The sequence below is a fragment of the Paenarthrobacter sp. 10N417 genome (genome assembly GCF_056394745.1).
This window is the reverse complement of record NZ_JBFTIL010000002.1, coordinates 44,047-67,804: the sequence shown is the minus strand read 5'-3', so window position 1 is coordinate 67,804 and position 23,758 is coordinate 44,047. Positions and strand designations below refer to the sequence as shown.

Sequence of the window (23,758 nt, the reverse complement as noted above, 5' to 3'; positions counted from 1 at the left end):
TCAGGCCGGAGTTTTCACGCCCGCGGCCAGCTCCGGTCCGGTGAGCGGAGTCGGATTCCAGCCTTCGCCCATGGCAACAAGACCTTCAGTCATCATTCCGTGGCTGACCGCGTCATTCATGGTCTTTTTGAGCTCGTTCACCATCAGCATCCGCGTGGAACGCAGCGTCAGCGTAGGCTTCGCGGCAAGCATTCGGGCAAGTTCATATGCCCTGGTGACTACCTGATCCTTGGGCACGACTTCGTTTACGGCGCCCCATTCGTATGCCTGCTGCGCAGTGATCTCCTGGCCGGTGAGGTGGAAGTACCGGCCCCGGTTCAGGCCGATGACCAGCGGCCAGATGATCTGCATGCCGTCGCCGGGAATGTTTCCCTGGGAGAAATGTGCATGATCGGCGAACACGGCATCCTCGGAAGCGATGACGATGTCGCACAACAGCGCCTGCTCATTGTGATACCTCGCCGGACCGTTTACTGCGGCAATCATGGGAACCTCGATGTCGAGGTGGCCGAGCACAAGGCGCTTGGCGTCGTGATGAAGGCCTAGCCAGATCTCAGGGGTTACCCAGTTCTTGTTATCAATCGGGGCTTCCTTGTCGATGAAGGTGTCGCCCGCTCCGGTGATGATGACAACGCGGTTCCCCCGGTCCCTGCTGATGTCATCCCAGAGCGATGAAACATTGTCATGGACTCCCACACCCCAGACGACGTCGCTTCCATCCGTATGGAACGTGACCAGCAGAATGCCATCCTCGTCACGTTCCAATTTGATGTGCTCGTACTTGTCCTTGTAGTCATCAAACGTTATCCACGCCATCGTGAATCTCCTTATTTCTGTGATTGAGCCATGAGTCGCGCTCCATAAGGCCGTCCGGCCGGCGCGTCTAAACTCTCGTAATATGAACTATATATACAAATAGCGCGAGTTCTCCATAGTCGTTGGCAAAAATCCGCGCGAGGAATAGCGTTTCGTGCTGCCTTGGACCTGCTGGCGGCGGCAGGTCCAACTCTGCCGGAATCATGGAGCAGTCCTCCGGCCGGTGTAAGCGAGCAGGGCGCCGTCCAGTGTTGCCGGATCCGTGCTGTCCAAACGCGCCAGGACGTGACCATCGGGCCGTACAAGGATGGCCTCGTCCCCGTTTACACGGTAGGCGGCCGCCCACTCGGCCTCGGCAGCGACGAAGTCCCCTGAGGGCCCGAACGTCACCAAGCGGTATGGAATGCCATGAATGTCTGCGCGCCGCGCTGCCTCCCTTGCTGGCTCCGAACCGGAGCGCGCGAGGATGGTCAGTTCGCGTCCGAACAAATCAAGCGTTGAGGCAGTTTCCTCGGCGTTGAGCCACACGTGCGGGGCGCGTTCACCCACGGCAGCAGTTGGCGTGAAGGTTCCCACCGGCCAGCCGGCATCCGGCGAGGTGGGTCCCGCTACCGCTCCACGGTTATAGCGGAATCCGATGTCCAGGCCAGGGTGTACAAAGTTTTCCGGCCGGAAGGAGCGGGGGCCTTCATCGGCGTTACCCACAATAGATCGGAAGTTGCGGACGGATTCGGCCATATTAAACACTGCAACGGGCCGCCGCTCCACTTCGTAGGTGGCCAGGAGGGCAGGATCAGCCCAGCCCTTGAGAACAGCTGCCAGCTTCCATGCGATGTTGTGGACGTCCTGAATGCCGGTGTTTTGGTTGAAGCCGCCGTATGGAGGCATGACGTGCACGGCGTCTCCGGCGAGCAGGATCCGGCCGGACTGGTAGCTGTCTGCCACCCAGGCGCCCACAGTCCAGGTCCGGGCGTCCATTAACTCCACCGACTCGTGAGGATCGCCGATCGCGTCCCGTATTTGCGTCGTCCAGTCAATGTCCTCGAAGGGCACCCTGTCCATGACCAGTGGGCGGCCCAGCATCGCTACCCGATCGGTCGCGTCAACGGGAGCGATCACGACAGCGCCGATGGTCTCTGGATTATCGAGATAGATAAAGCTGGACGGATCGCCCGTGCGCCGCTGGATAACAGGCGAACGGAACAGCACGCTCACCGCAGTCTGCAGGTCCTGATCGCCCGTCGTCCCGATCCCCAGGGCAGTGCGCACCTGGCTGGCGGCGCCGTCGGCCGCGATGACATATTTTGCGGCAACGTCCACAGAGCCATCATCATCGGCTATGGACACGAGGACTTCTGTCCCTGTGTCCTTAACCGTCGACACCGTCCTTCCGAACTCGATCGTGACCGTGTCCTCTGCCTGGGCCGCGTCAACGAGGATGGGCTCAAGGGCGTCCTGTGAGCACAGCACCACATCCAGGGTCTCCGGACCGAGGCTGGTGTCGGCGGGGCCGTCAGCACCGCTGCTGGTGACTACAGAACGCCACGGTGATACGGCATCGCTTCCCAGCAGGCGCCGTGGTCCGCCAGGAAGTGCCGCAGCCCGTACTTCTTCCGCGAGACCGAGTTCGCGAAAAACCTCCATGGTGCGGCAACTGACCGCACGGGACCTGGGGTGGCGCGACCGCTCGGTTCGTCGCTCGACAACGAGGGTGTCGACGCCGAACCGCCCCAGGAGGATCGCCGCCGAAAGTCCCACCGGACCAGCTCCGATAATCAGGACGTCGACGCTGCGCTTCGCGGGTTCATTCCGCTCGTTCACTGGCTGACTCCTGCAAACTCCGTCAGTTCTGGCTCCGTGATGCGGGAATCCATGTACGTCAGTTGGCCGCACGGCTGCATCCTGGCGCGCAGGACGTCATCGAACGCAGCGCTGACATCAAGGGGCGTCCATGACTCGCGGGTGAGGGCGGAGTCGACGACGGCCGGGTGCGAAAGCAGCATGAGGTCATGCCCGTTCGCAAAACGGACCACTTGGCCGTTTACTCCCTTGCTGAGGTCGGACAGGAGATAAAGCACCACTGGAGCGTTTGTGGACGGCGGCGGTGCGATGGGGTTTCCGCCGAAGAACTTCGTGTACGCCTCGGTGCCGGCCGTCATCATCGGTGTGTCGGCATGGGGTGCCATGGCGTTTACCCGGATATCTCCGCCTTCGGCGCCGAACTCGGTTGCCCAGGCGAAAGTCAACGAGGCGATCGCCGCCTTGGCTGCGGCATAAGCACTCATCATCCGGAGACCTACAACCGCGCCCGAGGTCACGTTGACGATCGATCCGCGTCCCTCCATGGCGGCAAGGCCATGGACTGACATGAAGTAGGTACCACAGACGTTGATGTCCACATGGCGGCGGATGTGCTCCTGGGTCTCCTCCCCGGCCGTCACCGTCTCCAAGTAACCGGCGTTGTTTACCAGGCCGTCAAGTTTCCCGAAGCGTTCTACCGCCGCCGAGACAAGCCGCTGGCAACTGTCCCAATCGGTGACGTCGGCCGCGACGGCTAATGCTTCGCCGCCCTCCCGATTGATCGCCTCCGCCACAGCCTCGGCACTTTCGGCATTAATGTCCGAGACGACGACGCGGGCACCTTCCGCTGCGGCCGCGTGTGCATAAGCCTCGCCGAGGCCGCGACCGGCGCCGGTAATGAGGATGTGCTTTCCAGCGAGGATTTGGTCGCTAGTCATTGAAATGCTCCTTTGCATTCGTGGTCTGGACAGGGGATGCTTTTCCCCAATCCGTGGCATAGATCGGGTCGTGCGGATAGCGATCGCCGAAGTTCGACGTGGGTGGGATGCCAAACAGCTCGGCTACGTCCGCTTCCGGACCGAGCCGTTGCGCCCCGTCCCAGACGCAAGTCCTCGCGAGCACCTTCCACTCCCCTTGGCGCCGCTCACAGAGATCCCGGTAACGGCCAAAAAGCAGGTCCGTAGGGCCGCCGTCGGCTGGAACCGTACGGTAGATGAACGCTGTTTCACGCTTGGCTTCGTTGCCGTTGAGGTCGATGAGTATGTTGGTCACGTAGTGGCTGGCCTTGTGGGAGGACTCCCGCCGCAAGGAATAGGCCCAGTCGCAGAAGTCATGGGACAGGCCCATATACATGCCATGATCCTCAGTCGCCTCAGGCCAGTAGGTGGACTTCATCAGGTCCAGTTCCTTCCGGTCCATGCCCCGGCAATAGCGGATCATGTTCTCGTTCAGCTCCTGCTTGGCGACCAGGACACGCAGTTGGTCCAGCTCGGCAGCCCAGTCCACCGTTTTGCCGGTGTTCGGCGTAGCCTCCTTCATGGGCTCAATTACTCCAGTCATCTAACGGGTCCGGGACAGGAGCAGCGCCTCGCCCTGGCCGCCTCCACCACACAGTGCCACAGCAACTTTGCCCCTTTCGCGGCGCTGCAGCTCGTAGACAGCGGAGACAACCACGCGCGCCCCGGAGGCGCCAATGGGGTGTCCGAGAGCGATGGCGCCGCCGTTCACGTTGACCTTGTCCATCGCAATTCCGAGCTGCGCAGCTGAGTGGAGGGCTACGGACGCGAACGCTTCGTTGATCTCCACGAAATCCAACTCTTCTACGGTCCAGCCCGCGGCTCCGAGCGCTTTCGCAATGGCTTGCGCTGGTTTGTCCGGCAGGGATGTGTCGGGGCCGGCAATCTGTCCATGAGCTGCGAGCACAGCCCAGATCTCCAGGCGATGGGTCTCTGCGTATCCGCGCGTGGTAAGGACGACGGCGGCAGCACCATCAGTGAGCGGCGATGCGTTGCCTGCCGTTACGGTACCGCCAGGGGAAAAAGCTGGCCGGAGTTTGCTGAGGGACTCCGCATTGCTGTCCGGACGGACACCCTCGTCCATGCCTGCCAATTCAGCCGTTCCCCGCCGACGCGGCACTTTGACCGGAACAATTTCCGCATCAAAGTACCCTGCGCTCTGGGCCGCTGCTGCCCGTCGATGGGAGTCTGCAGCGGCCTTGTCCTGCTCGGCACGAGCGATGCCGTGTACGTCATTGGCGCGGTCAGTATTAAGGCCCATGGACTCGTGGTCGAAGGCATCGGTTAGCCCGTCATGGGCAACAGAGTCCGACAGCACGGCATCTCCGTACATCTGCCCGGCGCGCGAGCCGGGCAGCAGATGCGGGGCATTGCTCATTGATTCCTGTCCGCCTGCGATGACTACTTCCGCTTCGCCAAGCTGGAGTAGCCGACTGGCTTCGATGATCGCGCTCAGTCCGGACAGGCATACCTTGTTAACGGTGACAGCGTGGGCATTGAGCGGTATGCCGCCCGCTACAGCTGCTTGCCGTGCAGGGTTCTGGCCAGCGCCCGCCTGGATTACCTGTCCCATGAGAACAGCGTCAACAGCATCCGCACTGATGCCTGCCCTGCCCAGGGCGGCAGCGATCGCAGCGCCGCCGAGCTCGACGGCGGACAACGCGGCGAGCTGACCCATCAACCGGCCCTGGGGAGTCCGGGCAGCCCCAACGATGACGATATCTTCCTTACGGTTCATTGATGCTCCTTGGCCCTGGGGCTGCTGGCGAATAGTCACGGGTTTAGCTGTAGAGGGCCCGGTGAAGTCGAACAAGGTAATCGGTGGTGACATCCGAATAGTTCGGGAAGCGTTCTGTAATGGCAGCAAGAGCGATGTCGCGTCGGTGTGGGCTCCGCGCCTTATCGGCTGAAGCAAGGGCGTGGGGTATCTTCTGGCGGGTGAGATCGGTGCAGTAGCTGGGGGATCCGGGCTGCTGGCGCCAAGACTCCGCCAGGGATCCGGCGTCGACCGCGTCAAAGCCGGTTTCCTCGACGAGGGCCATCGCCACCGCTTTGTCGTGGTCGCGATCCGCGGCCACAGGGATCGCGATCCGATCGGGATCGCCGTCTTCACGTCCATAGGCCTCGAAAGACCCAGCCGTAATGGCGTTCCAGGCCTTGGCAACGGGACGCCCGAGCTGCTGGGTGATCCAGACGCTTTCGACCATCCCGTTTTCCAGGGCATCCACCCGTCCATCACGTAGTGGGTAGTAGTTGGACGTATCGACGATGACCGCGTGGGCCGGGAGGTCCTCGATAAGGGTTTTGACCTCCGGCATCCGGCTGAGCGGTATGGACGTGATGAGGACATCGACGTCGGTGGCGACGCTGCTTGCCTCTACTGGCTTGGCTCCCGCCGCCACAATGTCCGAACTGATGGTTTCAGGGCCGCGGGAATTAGCAACCTTCACATCATGGCCAGCTCCGCTGAGTTTGCGGGCGAGTGTCGCTCCGATTGATCCTGCTCCTACAATGCCGATCTTCATGAGAATCCTTGTCTTGTTTGTGAGCCGGTTCCGGCCTTGAACTTGCCCCTACGTGGTAATTGATGCCGCGAGCATCACCGCGAAACGTCCGCTGCGTCGACTGGGAGCACCGTGTCCAATTCGGGCGCCAAGTACACCATCTGGTCGCGGAACGACTCGCTCGCATTGCGGAATGCCCGCAGCTCGCCGTCCTTCATGAGCGCCTCCCCGCTGTCGGACCAACTCTCGGGCGTAGGTGATTCGACCTTCATTCGCGGCATGCCGGCAATGGCCACGCGACCGGCAGCCACTCCGGCGATCTCGAACGTTTCGCCGAAGACTGTCGTGTCCTGGTGCGCCAGCCACGTCACGAACGCAGACACAGAGCTCGCCGGAACATTGGTGCGCATGGCGTCCTTGACGACGGGATTGGGAAAGGCGTCCTCCGTCATCGGTGTCAAGGCAACCGGCATCAGGGTGGTGACTTGAACTCCCACCTCACGGGCCTCGGCCGCGAGGGTAATACCCAGACCCCAGATCGCGGCCTTGGCAGCGTTGTAGGCCGAGTCGGTCGGAACACCCATGACCCCGTTCGACGAGATGTTGATAAGCCGGCCACTGCCCGAGGCAATGAGGTGCGGCATGGCAGCACGCGAGACTCCAACCACGCCCTTGACGGCCACATCGAAGATGCGCCACCACGTCTCGGGCTCCATCTCCCAGAAACGGCCGAAAGCGTTGATCCCGGCGTTGTTCACGACGATGTCGAGCTGCCCAAAGGAGTCCAGTGCGGTCTGGACTATGTCAGCCGCGTTCGTGACAACGTTATTGCTGTCAACCACTGCCGTGCCGCCGGCGTCGGTAATTTCTGCCACGGCCTCGGAGGCGTTCGCCACGTTGACGTCGTTGACGACGACGCGCGCCCCGCGGGAGGCGAGCATCTTTGCGTGCTCACGGCCCATTCCCTGTCCGGCACCCGTGACAATTGCCACCCGGCCCTTGAAATCAAGATTGTTCATTTTTCAGTTACTCCATTTCTTGTGGAAGCCGGCAGGCGTTGCCATTACTTTCCAGCCAGCCAGCCGCCGTCGACCGCCAGGGAAATTCCGGTAACCATGCGGGCTTGTTCCGAGCAGAGCCACACAACCGCATCTGCCTGGTCCTCGGGTTCAGCCAGCCCGCGCATCGGAATCGCCGACAGGATCCTTTCCCGGAATTCGGGCGGGTTCTGCTCGAAGGCGTTCTTCATCATGGGACTCGTCGTCGACCCCGGCGTGAGAGCGTTGATACGGATGCCCAAGGGCCCATAATCAATGGCCGCGTTCCTTGTCATCCCGACGACGCCGAACTTCGAGGCAGTGTAAGGCGCGTTGTTTGCGATACCGATCAAGCCCGCAGCAGAAGCTGTGTTCACGATCGCGCCGCCTCCAGTCTTCACCATCGCGTTGACTTCGTGCTTGAGGCAGTAGAAGGTGCTGTAGAGATTCACCTTCATGACTCGATCCCAGGTCTCGCTGTCAGTCTCCCCAATAGGTGCGAAGACACCGTTCATCCCTGCATTGTTGAAAGCGAAATCCAGCTGCCCGAAGTTCGACACGGTCGCGTCGACGAGGCCTTTGACCTGCTCCTCATCGCTGACATCGCACTGGAAGAAGACAGCCTTTCCACCGGATTCCGTGATGAGATCCACCGTTTCGCGCCCGGAGGCCTCATCAATATCGGACACCACTACGCGCGCGCCATTCTTCGCGAACGCCAGGGCACCTGCCCGGCCAATGCCCGAGCCCGCACCGGTGACGAGACCGGCTTTGTCTTTCATCATCAGTTTTTCCTCATTCATCAGTAGTTCTCTCCAACATGGACGTTGTTGTCATAATTGCGGCGCGATTCCTGTGGGAGGAACCTGTCCTCGGTTTCACGCACGTAGTCGGTCAGGGGCCGGCCGAACATTGCGCCCCAGCCGATGCTGTCCGGGCCATCGTTCAAGTGGTCGATGTACTCGCCGATGGGTGTGGCCTCGCCGGATTCCTTGACCTCCATGAGCAGGCGCCATACCTCTTTGACGCCCGGGAGCACGAAAGCCACAGGCTGGATCGCCTGGCCGAGCGCTGTCATCTCGGCGACGGTCTTACGGCCGATCAACGGAACTCCGACGGCGTAGGCGGGCCCGGGTGTCTCCTTCAGCGCGAGTTCGGCCTGCTCCCAGGTATGGAATCCCTCGTAGAAGATGACGTCCGCACCGGTCTCGGCCTTGTAGAGTTGCGCGCGGCGGATCGCCTCGTCCACGCCACCGCCGGCGGCACCATAGCCGTCGGTGCGGGCAACGATAACGAAATCGCTGTCCAATTTGTCGCGGGCATCGACGGCGGCATTCAGTCTTCCAATAGCCTCGGCATCCGAAACCAATTCGATCCCGGCTACGCCGCCTGATTTCTTGGGCTCCCGCTGATCCTCAATGTGGATTCCGGCGACGCCGGCATCAATGAACTCTGACACTGTGCGTTGCACGTTGATCGGTGCACCGAAGCCAGTATCGGCGTCGCAATAGATCGGAATGTCAGCGGCGCGGGCGGTACGTTTTGCATGCTCAACCACTTCGGTCAGGGTGAGCCATCCAGTGTCGGAGACGCCCTGCCACCAGGCAGACATGCCGCCGGAGAGCTGGAACGCGTCGAAACCTGCGTGCTGCGCCATCTGTGCGTGGAGTGGCAAGGCACCGAACGGCACCAGGGCCGTCTGGGGACTGTCGAAGACGGCACGCAGCGCCTTGCCCGGTGAGGTCAGACTCATGATGCCACCTCAGGGGTGTTGAAACCGACAGTCACCACGACGTAGACGCAGTCTTCGTCGTACGGGTTCTTCCAGGCATGGGGCACCCCGGCCATGACGAGCAGGTCTCCCGGAACGAGCGTCCGCTTCTTCCCACCCGGGAGAACGAGGTCAACTTTGCCCGAGATGACCACTTCGTAGTCGATGGTGTCGCTCGCGTGCATCCCGGCGTCGCCGTCGTCGTCGGTGGCGTTCATGCTTTCGTCCAGCGTCTCTGCGTCCACCTCCCCGGAAGAGTGCGCAGGGAAGCTGCTGATACCGAAGGTGGATCCGTTGGGTCCAGCCAAGGCGACCTTGCTTGGCGGGGCGCCGAAGTTCGTCTTACTGTGGCCCCCGTCAACAGCCCAGTAAAAGGCACCCGCTGCCACGCCGGGGAAGTCGAACTCTGCGGCCGGGCCGACTTCGAGGAAGTCGGCCTCGCCGGCCTCGTTCGGTCCCGCGACGACGAGTTGGAATTTTTTTGGATCAGGAAAAGTCATCTGTGTTCACTCCTTCGTGGATGGACGCTTCGCGGTTGGGCGCTTAGTGGTCAGGCGCGCAGCGGTCAGGCGCGCAGGCCCGCCTCCCGCATCAGCGGGAAGACCTGCTCGTTCAGCCGGTCAAGGCCCTCGTCATAGTCGACGAGGCCGGTGCAGATGCCCGTGATGCCCGAGGCCTGCAACTTCTGCAGCTCCTCGACGACCATCTCGGGAGTACCAGTGATGGGCATAAGCGCCGCGCGGCCAAAGGCCCTCACGGATTCGTCACGCTTGTAGTCCTCGGACTGCTTGTACTCATCCCAGTTGAAGCTCTGCGTGCCGCTGCGAATGATCTCGCGATAGCGAAGCGCGCTCTCCCAGTCAGTGTTTTCCGTGACGTAGTCCGCGTAGGCGCGTGCTTCCTTCTCGGTGTCCTTGACGATGATGTGCGCGCCAGCCCACAGGCCGAGATCCTCGCGTCCAGCGGCGTCGGCTTTCTGCCGCAGTTTCGGTGTCAGCTCGCCACTGTGTTCGACGCTGGCAACCGACGCGAACAGGACGTTTGCGTGCTTGAAGGCGAACTCCTGCCCTGCTGGGCTCGAACCGGCGCTCATCACCATCGGGCGCGGGGACTGCACGGGCTTCGGGTGCGCCTGCGCGCCCTTCAGATTGAAGAACTTGCCGTCGAAGTCGAACTCCTGCTCCTCGTTCGCCCACAGCCGCTCGGCGATCTCAATCCACTCGTCGGCGAGCTCGTATCGCACATCGTGCTCTGGGAGTTCGACGCCGAAGATGTCGTACTCGGGCTTGAAGTAGCCCGCTGTCACGTTCAGCCCCATGCGACCACCACTGATGTGGTCAATGGTTGTCACCATTTTCGCGCCCATCACGGGGTTGATGAACTGCACGTTGCAGGTGGCGATGATCTGAATGTTCTGCGTCACCGCGGCGATACCTGCCGCCCAGGTGAACGTCTCGAACTGACGACCCCAGGGCCGGTCGGGACCAGCGAGCCCCTGCCAGCGGGCGATGGGGATGAATCCGTCCAAGCCGTACCGGTCGGCCTTCTGGGCGAGATGCTGCACTTCGCCCCAGTTGCCAAGCTTGATGGAGTTCTCGGCGAAGTTCAGGCCGCCTTGGCCCGTGGACACGTTCGCCCCGAAGATCGCGACCTTGAAAGCGTTGTCGCTTCCGACCATCGGGCCCTTGTCACGCTCGACTGTGTAATCCGCGACGAAGTCGCGATCAACGGCTTGGTCGGTGGAAGTTTCGTTGGATGCGATGCTCATAATCGCCGTCCTTTCGGGAAGATTGAAATTGGGTGCAGAAGGGGTTGGAATCGCTTTGACCGGCAGGGTCACGTTTCAGATTTGGGATGCATCCCCAAGGACGTGCCAGGTCCGGTTGTGATAGACCAGCGGGTCCGCGGGCGCTGCCTCACTTGAGAGCGCCGGAGACGCCTGAAGCGCCTCGACCGCCACGATGGTGGACCCTCCGGCGGCCATCGAGTTGACGATCCTTCCCCGGATCCAAGTCTGGGCCTGCACAAAGTAGGGCTCCCCCGACTCGAGACGGGACCAGAGAGAGGTGTCAGCAAAGCGATCGATCCCGCTGGTGGCGCAGAGTTTGGCAATGTCCACCTGATCAGCGCCCAGTAGATGCACGACGACGGTGTCTGCAGCCAGAATGGTCGGGGTACTGGAGGAAAATTCCGATACTGAGAAGGCCAGAATGGGGGGTTCGGCACTGGCGGAAATGACAGACGTTGCCGTCAGGCCGACAGGCCCGTTGCCCGCATCAGCGGTGATGACAGCAACACCACCGGGATGGTTGCGAAACGCCGCCTTGAATTCGTCGGCAGTGACTGCAGGTTCAAGGCTTTGGGTGATGGATAAGCTCACCGGATCTCCTTTGATATCAGTTCGCCGGCTTCACTGCCGGCCCTTGCTTAGGGCTTCAACGTTAGGTGCGCAGGTGAGGTAGGCGGCATGGCAAGACATGCCAAACAGATGGGAAACTGCGTCAGGCTGGGGCCTCTTGTGAATACATGGCATGGGATGCAAAGCTGGTGACGTGCTTCACATGCTGCGCCGCTGCGGCCCCTCGCCTCGCGAACCTGAAATGCTGGAGCGCCTCTTCGTCAACGGTGAAAGGGGGCGGCAGTGAAACTAAGCTCCTACCAGAATCTGCGGCTACCGAACTTCAGCGTTCACGGACTCTGCGCAGTGTTGAAGGACGCGGATCTTGATTGGCAAACTGCGCTCAGAAACGCAGAAATCGACCCCGATGCCATAGACCGCCCGGGAGGCACTATTCCCGCCAAGAAGGAGTTGGCCTTCCAACTACAATTCGTGGCACTCACAAAGGATCGCGTCGACCTTTGGATTAAGGCTGCACAAGCCTACACACTGGGATCCTTCGGAATTCGCGGATTGGCCCTCGCTACCGCACCGACTATCGGGGCCTGGGTAGAAGCTGGCAGTTCGACAGACTACGCCCCCGGCCTGATGGAAATCAGGCCCCTCCGGACATTGGATGGCACAGTGACTGGCATGGAGTTCACTTACCCCGATACCCCTGAGGAGCTCATCCCGTTCAGCGTCTACCGCGATTTCTGCGTCGTTGCCCGAACTTTCACGTGGATGTACGGCGGCCCTTTCCCTTTTACCCAGGTCGAATTCCCTCTCGCAGAAGCCTCCCCCCAGGTTCTCCCCTACGTCCCCTGCCCCATCGACTGTGGCTCCGATGCACTGCGAATCTGGTGGGATCCCGCAACATCGGTCCAGGAGCTCCCGTTCGGAAACGCCTTCCAGCACGAAGCGTGGCTTAAAGCGGATCACCAGATTCTTGACGACCTCAGGGCGACCGGCGACTGGCCCGAAACTGTCATAAAGATTATTAGGGCCGCGCCCGAACTCAACCGCAAACTGGCAAATGTGGCAGCAACCCTTCGGGTCTCCCCGCGCACCTTGCAACGCAAGCTCGAACTAACCGGTGACGACTTTGCCCAACTCCGGGATAAGGCCCTCCGTGACCTCGCCGCCGATCTGCTCTCGAAAACGGACCACTCTGTGGCACGGATATCCCGTACCCTGGGCTACACAGACCCAACGAGCTTCACCATCGCCTTCAAACGATGGAATGGGATGCCACCGACGGCCTACAGGGAAGCATCCCGATACAAGAACAACGCGGGTTCCACGGCTTAGACGCTTTCGCTGTGCATGGCGTCTGCGGCACGTATCAGGGCCAGGTGGGAGAAGGCTTGTGGAAAGTTTCCCGCCATGCGTTTTTCTTTCATTGAATATTCTTCGCTCAGCAGACCGAGGTCATTGCAAAGTCCCACCAGGGCGCCCATCAGGTTCTTGGCGTCTGCCCGTCGGCCTGAGCGTGCGTACTGTTCCACCAACCAGAAGGAACAGGCAAGGAATGGATGTTCTCCGGGCGCCAACCCGTCGACGCCCGTCTCAGTGCGGTAGCGCATCAGGAATCCATCAGAGGTGAGTAGCTCCTTCTCCAGCTGGGCGACGGTTCCCAACATCCGCTCGTCGTCGTAGGCGAGAAAGCCTACCTGCGGCAAAACCAGCAGGGCCGCGTCCGTCGCCTCACCACCGTAAGTCTGAGTGAAGGAATTAAGTTCACGGTTGAATCCGAGATCCGTTATTTCTACGGCGAGCCGATCCCGATGCCGCTCCCAATCCTCCAGCGGCCCAGGCAATCCGTGGTCCCGGACAGCCCGTACCCCGCTGTCATAGGCCGCCCACATCATGACCCGGGAGTGCGTGAAATACTGCGGTGCGCCGCGCATTTCCCACAATCCCAGGTCTTTGTCTTCGAAGTGTTTGTCCACGGAACCAAGAAGGGCGCGCTGCAAGGCCCAGGAGAAATGATCTTCCTTGCCCCCGGCCAAGCGAAGCCTCTCCAGTACCACCATCACTTCCCCCACGACGTCGGCCTGATGCTGGGAGACGGCTGCATTGCCGATTCGAACGGGTCTGGCGTCCTGGTAGCCCGGCAGGTGCGGGAGTTCCTTTTCTGTCAGGTCCCGTTCGCCCCCTACGCCATACATTATTTGCAGATCTTCCGGATCGCCGGCCAGCGCACGCAGAAGCCAGTTGCGCCACTTCAGGGCTTCGGATTCATAGCCGTGCGTCAGCATGGCTTCAAGTGTCAACGATGCATCTCGAAGCCAGCAGTAGCGGTAGTCCCAGTTGCGTGGTCCGCCAAACTCTTCCGGCAGGGAAGTGGTGGGAGCGGCCACAATGCCGCCCGTCTCATAGTGGGTCAAAGCACGTAAGACCAGAAGTGATCGCTTGACTGCATCCTGATGCGGCCCGTCGTAGCGGCAATTGGCCGCCCACGTCGTCCAGTAGTGGATGGCGTCGTCCAGGGCTGCATCAATGTTGATGGCCGGCGGCACGTCCTGGTAGGAGGGGAACCATGTCAGGTGAAAGTCCATATTCCGTCCCTGCTCAACCGTGAACTCCCCCGCATGCCGGTGGTCTTCGGCCTGTGGAAGAAAGTCGCCCCGCAAGGACAGAGCATCCGGGCCGGACATTGCAAGAAGTATTTCGGCGCCGGGGTCGGCGCTGTCGCGGATCCTGCTTACCCAAGGCAGGACGGTGGCATACTGGGGCCGAATTCTTATCTCTTGGTGCATGGGAACTGTCCCGCTGAGTCCAGTGACCCGCCGGACGAGTGATGGATGGGCGGCACCAACCGGCATAAAGTCCGTCACCAGGACCTTTCCGGAATTCGTCTGCCACGTTGTCTGGAGTACGAACGTCGACTCAATATAGTGACGGTCCACCACAACTGCCTCCGGCGGACTCGGGGCCAGCAGCCACCGGCCATGGTCTTCATGCCCGAGCAGGGAGGCAAAGAGCGACGGCGAGTCGAAACGCGGGAAGCAGAGCCAGTCAACACTGCCCAGGCGGGAAACAAGGGGTCCAGTGTGGAGATCCGAAAGCAGCGCATAATCCTCAATCGGGGCAGCCATGCTTCACTCAATCACAAGATGAACGATCCCCATAGGCCTTCCGGCTGTGGCTACCAAGGCAGGGTCAATTACCGTGCTTGGGAGTTTCGCTGGCCTGGTGTGCAGACAAAGAACTGAGGCTGCGCCACCGGTGCAAACGGAACGATGAGCCACTGATTGCCGTAGAGCTCCACGTAGGAGTCGGAAGGGCAGAGCGTAAAGGCTTCTTCGCGTGTCATCTCGTTCCCTCTCTTTGTTGGGTTGTTTGTTCGGCTCCACTGCGGAGCCTTGGTTAGCTTCAACGTTAGGAGCCTGCAGCGTTGGACCGGCATGACAGGTGACGCCAAGTAGATGGGAAACCGCGCCAAAACGTCACCTCGTGAGCGTTTCAGGCCGCCGGAGGTGCAAAGCTACTGACATGACTTCACGAGGCTTCTGGTACTCGGATTATGACTGCGGCAGAGGGTGGCGACGGTGAAAGGCGGAACATATCAGAACCTGCGCGTGCCAAACTTCAGCGTGCACATACTGCGGGGGCTGCTTGAGGATGCGGATTTGGATTGGCAAACTGCCCTGGCGAATGCGGAAATAGACCCCGACGCGGTGAACCGCCCGGGAGGTACTATTCCTGCCAGGAAGGAGCTGGCCTTCCAGCTTCAGTTCGTTGGTCTTACAGGAGATCGTGTGGATCTCTGGGTGCGGGCCGCACGTGCCTACTCACTTGGCTCCTTCGGAGTTAGAGGATTGGCCCTCGCTACTGCACCTACCATCGAGGCGTGGGTTGATGTTGCAAGTACCACTGACTATGGCCCTGCCCTGTTCGAGTTAACGTCTCTGAGGACAGCGGATGGCGCGGTAACGGGGATGGAGTTCACCTACCCCGATGCCCCGGAAGAGCTGATCCCCTTCAGCGTTTACCGCGACCTCTGTTTCATTGCCCGAAACTTCACCTGGCTCTATGGCAGCCCTTTCCCCTTCACCCGGATTGAATTCCCTCTCCCGGAAGCCTCCCCCGAGCTCTCGAGCAACGTCCCCTGCGGTATTGAATGCGGTGCCGAGACACTGCGGCTATGGTGGGACCCCGCAACGTCTGCACAGGAACTTCCCTTTGGTAACGCCTTTCAGCACGCGGCATGGATCAAGGCGGATACCCAGATTGTCGATACTCTAAGGGCGACCGGAGACTGGGCCGACACTGTCGCCAAGACCATACGGACTGCGCCCGAGCTCAACCGCAAACTGGCAAATGTGGCCGCAACACTTCGGGTTTCCCCCCGCACCCTGCAACGCAAGCTCGAACTCACTGGGGACGACTTCGCCCAACTCCGGGACAAGACCTTGAGTGATCTCGCCGCCGATTTACTCTCGAATACGGATCTTTCGGTAGCGAGGATATCGCGCAGGCTTGGCTATACAGAGCCTGCCAGCTTCACCATCGCCTTTAAGCGGTGGAAGGGGATGCCACCGACGGCCTACCGGGAAGCTTCCCAGTACAAGAGCAAGGTCAGCTCCGGGGCCTAGGCCTGCTCCCACCGCTCTCTCGCACGTTCCTGATCCTCTGTGAACCGCGACACACCTTGGCGTACATTCCCATGTGGACGGCGTTGATTGCCGTGCCGGGCCGGGGCCGGACCACCTTACCGTTGAAGCCTACGCAGGCCCGGCAAAGAAGCAGGGTTCTCCGCGGTCAGGAACGACACCAGCGACTGCTGGATATCAACAAAAGGTAGTCAAAGATGACACAAACAACATTGGTCGAGTCCCGCACCGGCCAAAGCACAGCAATAATTGCCCTGCTCCTGCTGAGCGGCATAACACTTGACATCCAGTACGGAATCCTCGCTCCGCTCATTGGGGTGATTGCGACCGAGTCAGGACTAACGGGTTCGGAGATCGGCTGGGTCCTTAACGCTCTGATGATGGGGAGCGTGATCTCCGTTAGCCTGACCGCCCGGATGGGTGACATTTTCGGGCATCGTAAAGTTCTCATCACGCTAATAGTCCTGGCACTGTTGGGATGCGCCCTGGGTGCCACCGTCCATGGCTTCTTGCCTCTGGTCGCCGGCCGGTTCCTGATGGGCCTCGCTGTCACGATTCCGCTTAGCTGGGGTTTGCTGCGTCCACGGGCTACCGCCCGCCAAATCCGACTGGTCTCCCTGGTGCTTTCGACGGTGATGGCGGTCCTCGTACCGCTCGCACTGATTGCCGGCGGCCTGATCGTTGGATTGGGTTTGCCCTGGGAGACCGTCTTTTGGGTGACTTTCGCTTTGTATGCAGTGATGCTGATCCTCGCCCTGATGTCACCTGAAACGCCCGTGGCAGCCCGCGCCGTTGTTCAGCTGGACTGGTTCGGCGCGCTGGGGCTGGGCGTTTGGGTCACGGCACTCCTGATCGGAATTGCTGAAGGGCCCGGCCAGGGCTGGACATCACCGTTGGTGCTGGGTTCATTCCTGCTGAGCGCAGTGACATTGGCTGCTTGGATCGTTCAGCAGCGACGCACCCAGGAGCCCCTGGTGTCATTCCGCAACATGGATATCCGCCAGACCCTCATCGGTTACTCCGGAATCCTCTTGATCAGCTTGGTAGGACAGGGCATATTTATCGTGCTGCCGGCATGGCTGCAGACGCCGGCCTCCTCCGGGTACGGCCATGGCCTCTCTGCACTGGATTCCTCGTACGTATTGTTGGCCATGATTCCCGGAGCTGCGCTGGGATACCTCTGGACCCGGTGGGGTCTGCGGCGCCTGGGACCGAAGACGGTTCTGGTCATTTCCGGATCGGCTGCGGTCCTTGTCTTCCTCGGGCTCGCCCTGGCCCAAGGCCAAGTCTGGTTGTCGTGGTTGTGGGTCTTCCTCTACGCACTCACGATCCTCAGCTGCCTGACCACTGGATACACCCTCGTTGCAGCCGCCGGCCGCCAGGACAACATGGCAACGACCGTTGGCATGCAAAACATCATCCAGTTCGTTGGAGCGATGATTGCAGTCGCAGTTATCTTGAACGTGCTGATTCCCGGCCCCGACGGATTCATTCCGCAGGCAACGTTTGCTGGCATCTACATCGCATCGGCCGTGATTATTGCTGCTTTCGTACTCATCTGGGCGGTGCTGGCACCCAAGCGCATCACCGATCTGCATGCAGTCGACACAGAGACCGATCCCACGAAGGTCCATGCTGTTAGCCACTAACAGAACCTGCAGCTGCTCCAGGCGGCTCATCACAAGGACGGAGGTCAGATGACGTACCACAAGCAAGATGACTGGCTTCCCCTTACCGGGGAGACGGTGCAAATAAGAATCAATGGCCGGGCTGTCCGAACTGGGTTGGTTGACGCCGTGACGATCGACAACCAGATCCTCTGGCTAGCCTCCGATGGTGTGCATCAGCGTCGGATGATCAGCAAAGCCGACGGATATGAGGTCTGGATGACCTACAAGTGGGAGAGCCCGCCAACATTCGGCCGTCAATGGCGCCGGCCGGATGCATGGGCCCCGGGGGACGCACGCATCACAGCGTGCGACGAAACGCGAGGAGAAAAATGCGAACAATGAAGTCGCGAATCATGTTGACGGCAGGCTCGACGGCGGTGCTGCTGGCCCTGGCTGGTTGCGCGCAAAGCCCGAGCAGCCAAGGCCCCGCTGACACTGTCGCAATCGATGTCGGCAACAATATGAAGGTCAACCTGAAGACAAGCCCCAACCTCAAGGTCGCCGTTTTTATCCCGGGCGTCGCCAATGCCTACGGCCAGGCGCAGGAGCTTGCCGCAAAGGAGACGGCCAAGCAGCTCGGCATGGACATGACATTGTTCGACGGCGGCTATAACCCGAGCCAACAACTCAACCAAATGCAGACCGCGCTCGTATCCGGGGGCTATGACGCAGCAGTCGTGCAGGCCCTCGACGGCACAGTAGTCTGCAAAACCCTCACCGAGGATTACCCCAAGGCCAACATTCTTGTGGTGAACAACGTCACCCCATTATGCGATTACGGTACAAATCAGACGGGTAAGTCAGTTGAGGAGGTCTGGGCGCCGGGCACGATGAACTTTGTAGGCAGCAACAACACCCGCGCTTACATCGACGGTTGGTTCTCCGCGGCAGCAAAAGCGAACCCTGGTAAGCAGAACGTCGTCGCCGTTCTTGGTCCTGCGGTCGCTGCCCAAACGCGCGTGATTGAGGTTGCCCTGGCGAAGTTCGCTCAGGAGAACCCCGAGTACACGGTGGATAAGATCTACACCGATTACACGACTACCGGCACGTTCAATGAGACCCAGACTTACCTGCAAGGCCACGCGGACACCAGCCTCATCCTGTCCATGTACACGCCGGATATTTCACAGGGAATCGTCAAGGCCGTAGAAGACGCAGGCCTTCTTGGAAAGGTCCACATTGTTGACCAGGGTTTCGGCGACTTCTCAATCGAACAGATTGAGGCGGGAAATATCCAGTTCTCAACGCTGTTCTTCCCTTACAACGGCATAAAGGTATCCCTGGAAAGCATCGCTGCGGCTCAACGCGGAGATGCGGGCCCTCGTTTTGTGGATGACTCGGTCATCGGCACTGCAAGCAGCCCTTTCACCATCACGAATGGCACGATCTCCCAGCTTCCCGCCGAACTACGCTAGCCGCGCAGATCGCCTGGAGGACCGCTGTCGGGGCGTACACCATAACGCCGGCCGCCCCTATCAAGAGCGCGAAGCAATGAAGCTTCGCGACACATCACATGCACCCGGGCCGTCTTCGGCGCCGGGCACGAGGTAATCAGGAGAATTATGCGTACAACGAAGTCGCTGGTCATGTGGGCTGCTGGATCTACGGCGGTGCTGCTGGCCTTGGCCGGTTGCGCCGGGAACGACACCGGTAAACCGGGCAGTCAGGGCCCGGCCGGCACGGTCGCAATCGATGTCGGCAATGACATGACGGTCAACTTGAAGACCGGCAAGGGCCTTAAGGTCGCCGTTTTTATCCCGGGTGTTGCCAATGAGTTCGGGCTGGAGCAGGAGCGGGCAGCGAACGCGACCGCCAAGGAACTTGGTATGGACATGACCTTGTTCGACGCAGGCTATGACCCGAACAAGCAGCTCAACCAAATGCAGACTGCGATGACCTCCGGAAACTTCGATGCAGCAGTAGTAATGGCCCTCGACGGCGTGATGTCCTGCAAGCTGCTCACGCATGACTTCGCAAAGGCCAATATCCTTACGTCCATTTCGGGCTCACCCCTGTGCGACGACGGCAAAAACCAGGCCGGCAAGTCCGTTGACGACGTCTGGGCGCCAGGCACATTGAACTTCGTGGGCAGCAACACCACCCGCGATTATGTCGACGGCTGGTTGGCGGCAGCAGCAAAGGCCAACCCCGGCAAGCAGAAGGTCATTGCTGTTCTTGGCCCCGCGGTCAACACCCAGACCCGCGTCACAGAAGCAGCACTGGCAAAGCTCACGGCCGACAACCCCGACTACTCGGTCGAGACGATCTACACGGACTGGACGACGACCGACGCCTACAACAAGACCCAGACCTACCTGCAGGGCCATCCTGAAACCACCCTCATCATGTCCGCGTCCTCGCCCGACCTCACACAGGGCGTCATCCAGGCCGAAAAAGACGCGGGCCTGTCGGAGAAGGTTCACGTCGTGGACATCGGCTTCGGCAAGTTCCAGATCCAACAATTGGAGGCCGGTACGGTCCAGCTCTCCACAATGCTGTTCCCTTTCAACCAAATGAAGGCAAACCTCAACTCCATTGCCGCTGCGCAACGCGGGGACGCCGGCACACGCTTTGTGGATGACTCGGTCATTGGCACTGCAAAGAATCCCTTCGTAGTTACAAAGGAAACGATTTCACAACTGCCCGCCGAGCTACGCTAGCGCGGCAGCTCACCAGCCCGGGGCTGGGCGTCGTTCGCTCGAACGCCGCCCAGCCCAACATAGAAAGTAGAACTGGCAATGGAGCCTTCGAAATCGGACCCGGTTATCGCCGTCGCACTTAAAGCGGTGTCGAAGACCTACGGTGCCACACGCGCATTAATCGATGTGGACGTTGAGATCCATGAAGGAACGGTACATGCACTGATCGGCGAGAACGGAGCGGGCAAGTCCACGGCGTTGGGCGCTATCGCCGGTCGCGTCGACTATGACGGGGGTGTCGTCGAAGTCTTCGGTGAACAAGTTGAACCGGGGAACCTTCGCGCTGCACGCCGGAGCGGTGTCTCGGCCATCTATCAGGAACTGACGATCATCCCGCATATGGATGCAGCAGCGAACGTTTTTCTCGGCTCCGTCCTGTCCCGGTTCGGAGTACTCTCCGCCGCTGAGATGCGACGCAAATACGTCCAGCTGTGTGCCCAGCTGGAGGTCCAGGTCGTTCCGGCTGGCGTGCCCGTCGGCACCCTGTCAGTGGCCGAGCAGCAATTGCTTGAGATCATGCGGTCGCTGGTGGTGGATCCTCGCGTCATCCTCTTCGATGAGCCGAGCGCGTCCCTGGCCGTGGAGGAGCGGGAAGCCCTGTATAGAGCGATCGAAGGATTGCGCAAGCGCGGCGTCACCATCGTGATTGTCAGTCACAACTTCGATGAAATCGAACGGCTGGCCGACAGAGTCACGGTATTCCGGAATGGCCGGGCCATCGTCACGAGCGGGCGGGGAGAGAGTTCGCGCGCCGAACTCGTGCGCGCGATGCTTGGCGAGCAGCGAGGTGACCAAACCCTTGGCCGGGTGCTGATGGACAAGCCGGCCGGCATCCACCAGAAATCGATTGACCCGGCTCTCGCGCCCGTCCTTGAAGTGGTCGGTCTTACTGTGCCGGGGGTCATCGAGAACATCGACCTTGAAGTGAAGCCAGGCGAAATACTCGGCATTGCCGGTCTGGTAGGTTCGGGCCGCTCGACGTTGCTGAGGGCGATTGCCGGCGCGGAATCGACTGCCCGGGGAAGCATCCGCCTGTCGGGGGCCCAGTCCCCCTGGCCGCGAACAGTTCGCGCGGCCCGCAAGCTGGGAATCGGTCTGATCCCGGAAGACCGTAAGGGCCAGGGCCTGGTTATGCCCCGAAATGCCGCGGACAACATTGCCCTGTCCAATCTTGGCGCAGCCTCATCAGGCGGCGTAATTGGGCGAAGGAAACTGCGTGCCATGGTTGCCGAGGCTGCCTCAAAGCTGAACTTCCCGATAGCCCGGCTGGGTGAACGGAGCGACCGGTTTTCCGGCGGCAACCAACAGAAGCTCTTGATGGCACGGTGGTTGTACGACCGCCCGAAAGTGCTCCTCGCTGACGAGCCCACACGCGGTATAGACATCGGCGCAAAAGGCGAGTTGCTTGAGAGCCTGCGCAAAATGGCGGACGACGGCGTCGGCGTCATCGTGGTCTCATCCGAGCTCGAGGAAGTACTGGCGGTTTCGGACCGTGTACTCGTCGTCGCCAAGGGCCAAAGCATGGGCTTGCTGGAGCGAAACGGCGATCAAGAGATCGCCATGGAAGACGTACTGAAAGCTGCTTTCGGATTGAAGGAGAACGCATGAGCGCCACCATCGACAGGGACACCACCCCGGATAACACCGTTGCTCCCCCTGTCACAAGAAAGAGAAGAGTCAATCTGCGGGAGAGAGCAGCGAGCCTCGGGATGGTCTGGGTGCTCATCATCCTCGTGATGACGGCGATCAGCCTCAATCCTCGCTTCCTCAACCCAGGAAACCTCGTCAACATCCTGACCCAAAACGCACCTGTCGGCATTATCGCTGTAGGGATGACGTTCATTATTATCGCCGGAGGTTTCGACCTTTCGGTGGCCGCTGTACTGGCCATCGGCGGAGTGTCATACGCAACGCTGTCCCACATGATGCCTGCGGGTCTGGCGATACTCATCACGCTGGTGATCGGATTCCTTCTTGGCCTGATCAATGCCCTCCTCATCACAAAAGCGAAAGTAAACGCGTTCATCGCTACTCTCGCTACAGCCTCATTGTTCAGCGGGCTGACCTTGCTGTTCACGAACTCCAAACCGGTTCCCATGGCAGCAGGCGGCTACGACTTCCTCTCGGACAAGGACTTCCTGGGGGCGCCGCTCTCCGTCTGGCTGCTTGCTGTCCTCGTAGCGGCAGGATGGTTCGCACTTTCCAGAACCGTGTACGGCCGGGGCATCTACGCGATCGGCGGCAACAACGAAGCCGCACGGTTGGCCGGACTGCCCGTGGTGTCCCTCCGGGCCAGTACCTACGTGCTGACAGCGATGCTGGCAACCCTCGCGGGGATCGTCCTGGGGTCGGTCATCGGCGTCGGACAGCCAGGCGTGGCCGTTGGAGTCACGCTTAACTCGATCGCGATCGTCATCATCGGCGGAACTTCATTGCTCGGCGGAGAAGGCGCCATGTGGCGAACACTCGTCGGCATCCTGATCTTTGGGACTATCAACAACGTCTTTGACATCCTTGCATTTCCGCGGGCAACACAAGAGGTGGCCCTTGGTGTGATCGTGCTCGCCGCCGTCTCGCTGGACGCCTACACACGGTCTCGGAAGCGGTCAGGAGAAGCCTGAGCTGTCTCATATCCGCGTCCGCAATATCTGCTCGCAGATCAACCATCAGGGAAGGAAGATGACATGTCACGATTGGCCGGCAAGGTCGCCGTCATCACGGGCGCAGCCAGCGGAATGGGCCTCTCCGCCCTCAAGCTCTTCGTAGCCGAGGGGGCGCGGGTAGCGGCCACCGACATCTCCGCAGAGGCACTGCGACAGGCCGTCCGGGAAGTCACCGAAAACGGAGGCGAGGCCATTGCACGCACGCACGATGTTTCCTCCGCTGAGGACTGGAAGCGTGTAGTCGAGGACGTACTCGCCGAGTGGGGCACGATCGACATCCTGATCAACAACGCCGGAATTGCCATGGCGAAGGGTGTTCTCGAAGCCGAGCTTGACGACTGGAATAAGGTGATGGCCATCAATGTCACCGGACCTTGGCTGGGAATGAAGAGCGTCATTCCCGCCATGCAGGCCGCGGGGGCCGGTTCCATCGTGAACGTGTCATCGATCGCTGGCATTGTGGGTGGCGCCTCGGATGGCGGCAGTGCAGCCTACTCCGCTTCGAAGGGGGCAGTCCGCTCCCTGACAAAACACACTGCCCAGTGGTTTGCAAAGGACAACATCCGGGTGAATTCAGTGCATCCCGGTCCGGTCGACACCGGCCTGACCCGTGGCTACGGGCTCACAAGGGAATCGCTGGCCAACCCTGAAACCGTTCCTTTGCCGCCCCACGCGGGGGAAGCATCCGACATCGCGTATGGCATGCTCTACCTCGCATCGGATGAGGCCAAGTTCATCACTGGAACGGAACTCGTCATCGACGGCGGGTTCACCTCTCACTGAAAG

Annotated in this window: 22 protein-coding genes; 8 read left to right on the top strand and 14 right to left on the bottom strand. The window is 60.7% G+C overall.

From position 1 onward, the window contains the following. From AC1DCM_RS02795 to AC1DCM_RS02740, 12 genes are all read right to left on the bottom strand, one after another. Entirely contained in the window at nt 1-816 is an 816-nt protein-coding gene (locus tag AC1DCM_RS02795; protein WP_431115049.1) for an enoyl-CoA hydratase/isomerase family protein, read from the bottom strand. 201 nt (nt 817-1,017) lie between these two features. Beyond that, nucleotides 1,018-2,637 (bottom strand): FAD-dependent monooxygenase, encoded by a 1,620-nt coding sequence (locus AC1DCM_RS02790; protein ID WP_431115048.1) that lies wholly within the window; start codon nt 2,635-2,637, stop codon nt 1,018-1,020. Next, nucleotides 2,634-3,554, bottom strand: coding sequence for an SDR family NAD(P)-dependent oxidoreductase (locus AC1DCM_RS02785; protein WP_431115047.1), 921 nt, complete (start codon nt 3,552-3,554; stop codon nt 2,634-2,636). The genes AC1DCM_RS02790 and AC1DCM_RS02785 overlap by 4 nt, the downstream gene beginning before the upstream one ends. Next, entirely contained in the window at nt 3,547-4,176 is a 630-nt protein-coding gene (locus tag AC1DCM_RS02780; protein WP_442015629.1) for a nuclear transport factor 2 family protein, read from the bottom strand. The genes AC1DCM_RS02785 and AC1DCM_RS02780 overlap by 8 nt, the downstream gene beginning before the upstream one ends. Beyond that, a complete protein-coding gene (locus AC1DCM_RS02775) occupies nt 4,177-5,370 on the bottom strand; it encodes an acetyl-CoA C-acyltransferase (protein ID WP_442015630.1) in 1,194 nt (397 codons plus the stop codon). It abuts the gene before it with no gap. A gap of 43 nt (nt 5,371-5,413) precedes the next feature. Beyond that, nucleotides 5,414-6,157, bottom strand: a complete 744-nt coding sequence (locus AC1DCM_RS02770) for an NADPH-dependent F420 reductase (RefSeq protein ID WP_477517189.1) — start codon at nt 6,155-6,157, stop codon at nt 5,414-5,416. 74 nt (nt 6,158-6,231) lie between these two features. Continuing rightward, nucleotides 6,232-7,155, bottom strand: a complete 924-nt coding sequence (locus AC1DCM_RS02765) for an SDR family NAD(P)-dependent oxidoreductase (RefSeq protein WP_431115044.1) — start codon at nt 7,153-7,155, stop codon at nt 6,232-6,234. Between the two features lie 44 nt (nt 7,156-7,199). Further along, nucleotides 7,200-7,958 carry an SDR family NAD(P)-dependent oxidoreductase gene (locus AC1DCM_RS02760; RefSeq protein ID WP_431115043.1) on the bottom strand — a complete coding sequence of 253 codons (759 nt, stop codon included), beginning with the start codon at nt 7,956-7,958 and terminating at the stop codon, nt 7,200-7,202. Between the two features lie 17 nt (nt 7,959-7,975). Further along, on the bottom strand, nt 7,976-8,926 hold the full coding sequence (locus AC1DCM_RS02755; protein ID WP_477513343.1) for an isocitrate lyase/PEP mutase family protein: 951 nt from the start codon (nt 8,924-8,926) through the stop codon (nt 7,976-7,978). Beyond that, nucleotides 8,923-9,444: a cupin domain-containing protein gene (locus AC1DCM_RS02750; protein WP_477517188.1), complete on the bottom strand. Its 522-nt coding sequence runs from the start codon at nt 9,442-9,444 to the stop codon at nt 8,923-8,925. The genes AC1DCM_RS02755 and AC1DCM_RS02750 overlap by 4 nt, the downstream gene beginning before the upstream one ends. A 65-nt stretch (nt 9,445-9,509) precedes the next feature. Further along, nucleotides 9,510-10,712 (bottom strand): LLM class flavin-dependent oxidoreductase, encoded by a 1,203-nt coding sequence (locus AC1DCM_RS02745; RefSeq protein WP_431115040.1) that lies wholly within the window; start codon nt 10,710-10,712, stop codon nt 9,510-9,512. Between the two features lie 75 nt (nt 10,713-10,787). After that, entirely contained in the window at nt 10,788-11,324 is a 537-nt protein-coding gene (locus AC1DCM_RS02740; RefSeq protein WP_477517187.1) for a flavin reductase family protein, read from the bottom strand. 261 nt (nt 11,325-11,585) lie between these two features. On the opposite strand from AC1DCM_RS02740, the gene AC1DCM_RS02735 reads away from it, so the two are divergent. Next, on the top strand, nt 11,586-12,632 hold the full coding sequence (locus tag AC1DCM_RS02735) for an AraC family transcriptional regulator (protein ID WP_477517186.1): 1,047 nt from the start codon (nt 11,586-11,588) through the stop codon (nt 12,630-12,632). Here the strand turns inward: AC1DCM_RS02735 and AC1DCM_RS02730 are convergent. Then, complete coding sequence (locus AC1DCM_RS02730; protein ID WP_477517185.1) at nt 12,629-14,422, bottom strand: glycoside hydrolase family 15 protein; 1,794 nt, start codon at nt 14,420-14,422, stop codon at nt 12,629-12,631. The two genes, AC1DCM_RS02735 and AC1DCM_RS02730, sit on opposite strands and share 4 nt — an antisense overlap. A 68-nt stretch (nt 14,423-14,490) precedes the next feature. Further along, complete coding sequence (locus AC1DCM_RS02725) at nt 14,491-14,640, bottom strand: hypothetical protein (RefSeq protein ID WP_477517184.1); 150 nt, start codon at nt 14,638-14,640, stop codon at nt 14,491-14,493. 235 nt (nt 14,641-14,875) lie between these two features. On the opposite strand from AC1DCM_RS02725, the gene AC1DCM_RS02720 reads away from it, so the two are divergent. From AC1DCM_RS02720 to AC1DCM_RS02690, 7 genes are all read left to right on the top strand, one after another. Beyond that, nucleotides 14,876-15,922 carry an AraC family transcriptional regulator gene (locus AC1DCM_RS02720; protein ID WP_431115035.1) on the top strand — a complete coding sequence of 349 codons (1,047 nt, stop codon included), beginning with the start codon at nt 14,876-14,878 and terminating at the stop codon, nt 15,920-15,922. A 215-nt stretch (nt 15,923-16,137) separates the two neighbouring features. Beyond that, nucleotides 16,138-17,589, top strand: coding sequence for an MFS transporter (locus AC1DCM_RS02715; protein ID WP_442005481.1), 1,452 nt, complete (start codon nt 16,138-16,140; stop codon nt 17,587-17,589). Nucleotides 17,590-17,939: 350 nt separating this feature from the next. Further along, nucleotides 17,940-19,025 (top strand): sugar ABC transporter substrate-binding protein, encoded by a 1,086-nt coding sequence (locus AC1DCM_RS02710; protein ID WP_477517183.1) that lies wholly within the window; start codon nt 17,940-17,942, stop codon nt 19,023-19,025. 147 nt (nt 19,026-19,172) lie between these two features. Then, nucleotides 19,173-20,270 (top strand): sugar ABC transporter substrate-binding protein, encoded by a 1,098-nt coding sequence (locus AC1DCM_RS02705; protein ID WP_442005483.1) that lies wholly within the window; start codon nt 19,173-19,175, stop codon nt 20,268-20,270. A gap of 78 nt (nt 20,271-20,348) precedes the next feature. Further along, the gene (locus AC1DCM_RS02700) at nt 20,349-21,917 is read left to right on the top strand and encodes a sugar ABC transporter ATP-binding protein (RefSeq protein WP_442005484.1); all 1,569 of its coding nucleotides are present in this window, start codon (nt 20,349-20,351) and stop codon (nt 21,915-21,917) included. Continuing rightward, nucleotides 21,914-22,930, top strand: coding sequence for an ABC transporter permease (locus tag AC1DCM_RS02695; RefSeq protein ID WP_477517182.1), 1,017 nt, complete (start codon nt 21,914-21,916; stop codon nt 22,928-22,930). The genes AC1DCM_RS02700 and AC1DCM_RS02695 overlap by 4 nt, the downstream gene beginning before the upstream one ends. 63 nt (nt 22,931-22,993) lie before the next feature. Beyond that, nucleotides 22,994-23,755 (top strand): SDR family NAD(P)-dependent oxidoreductase, encoded by a 762-nt coding sequence (locus AC1DCM_RS02690; protein WP_442005486.1) that lies wholly within the window; start codon nt 22,994-22,996, stop codon nt 23,753-23,755. Nucleotides 23,756-23,758: the final 3 nt, after the last annotated feature.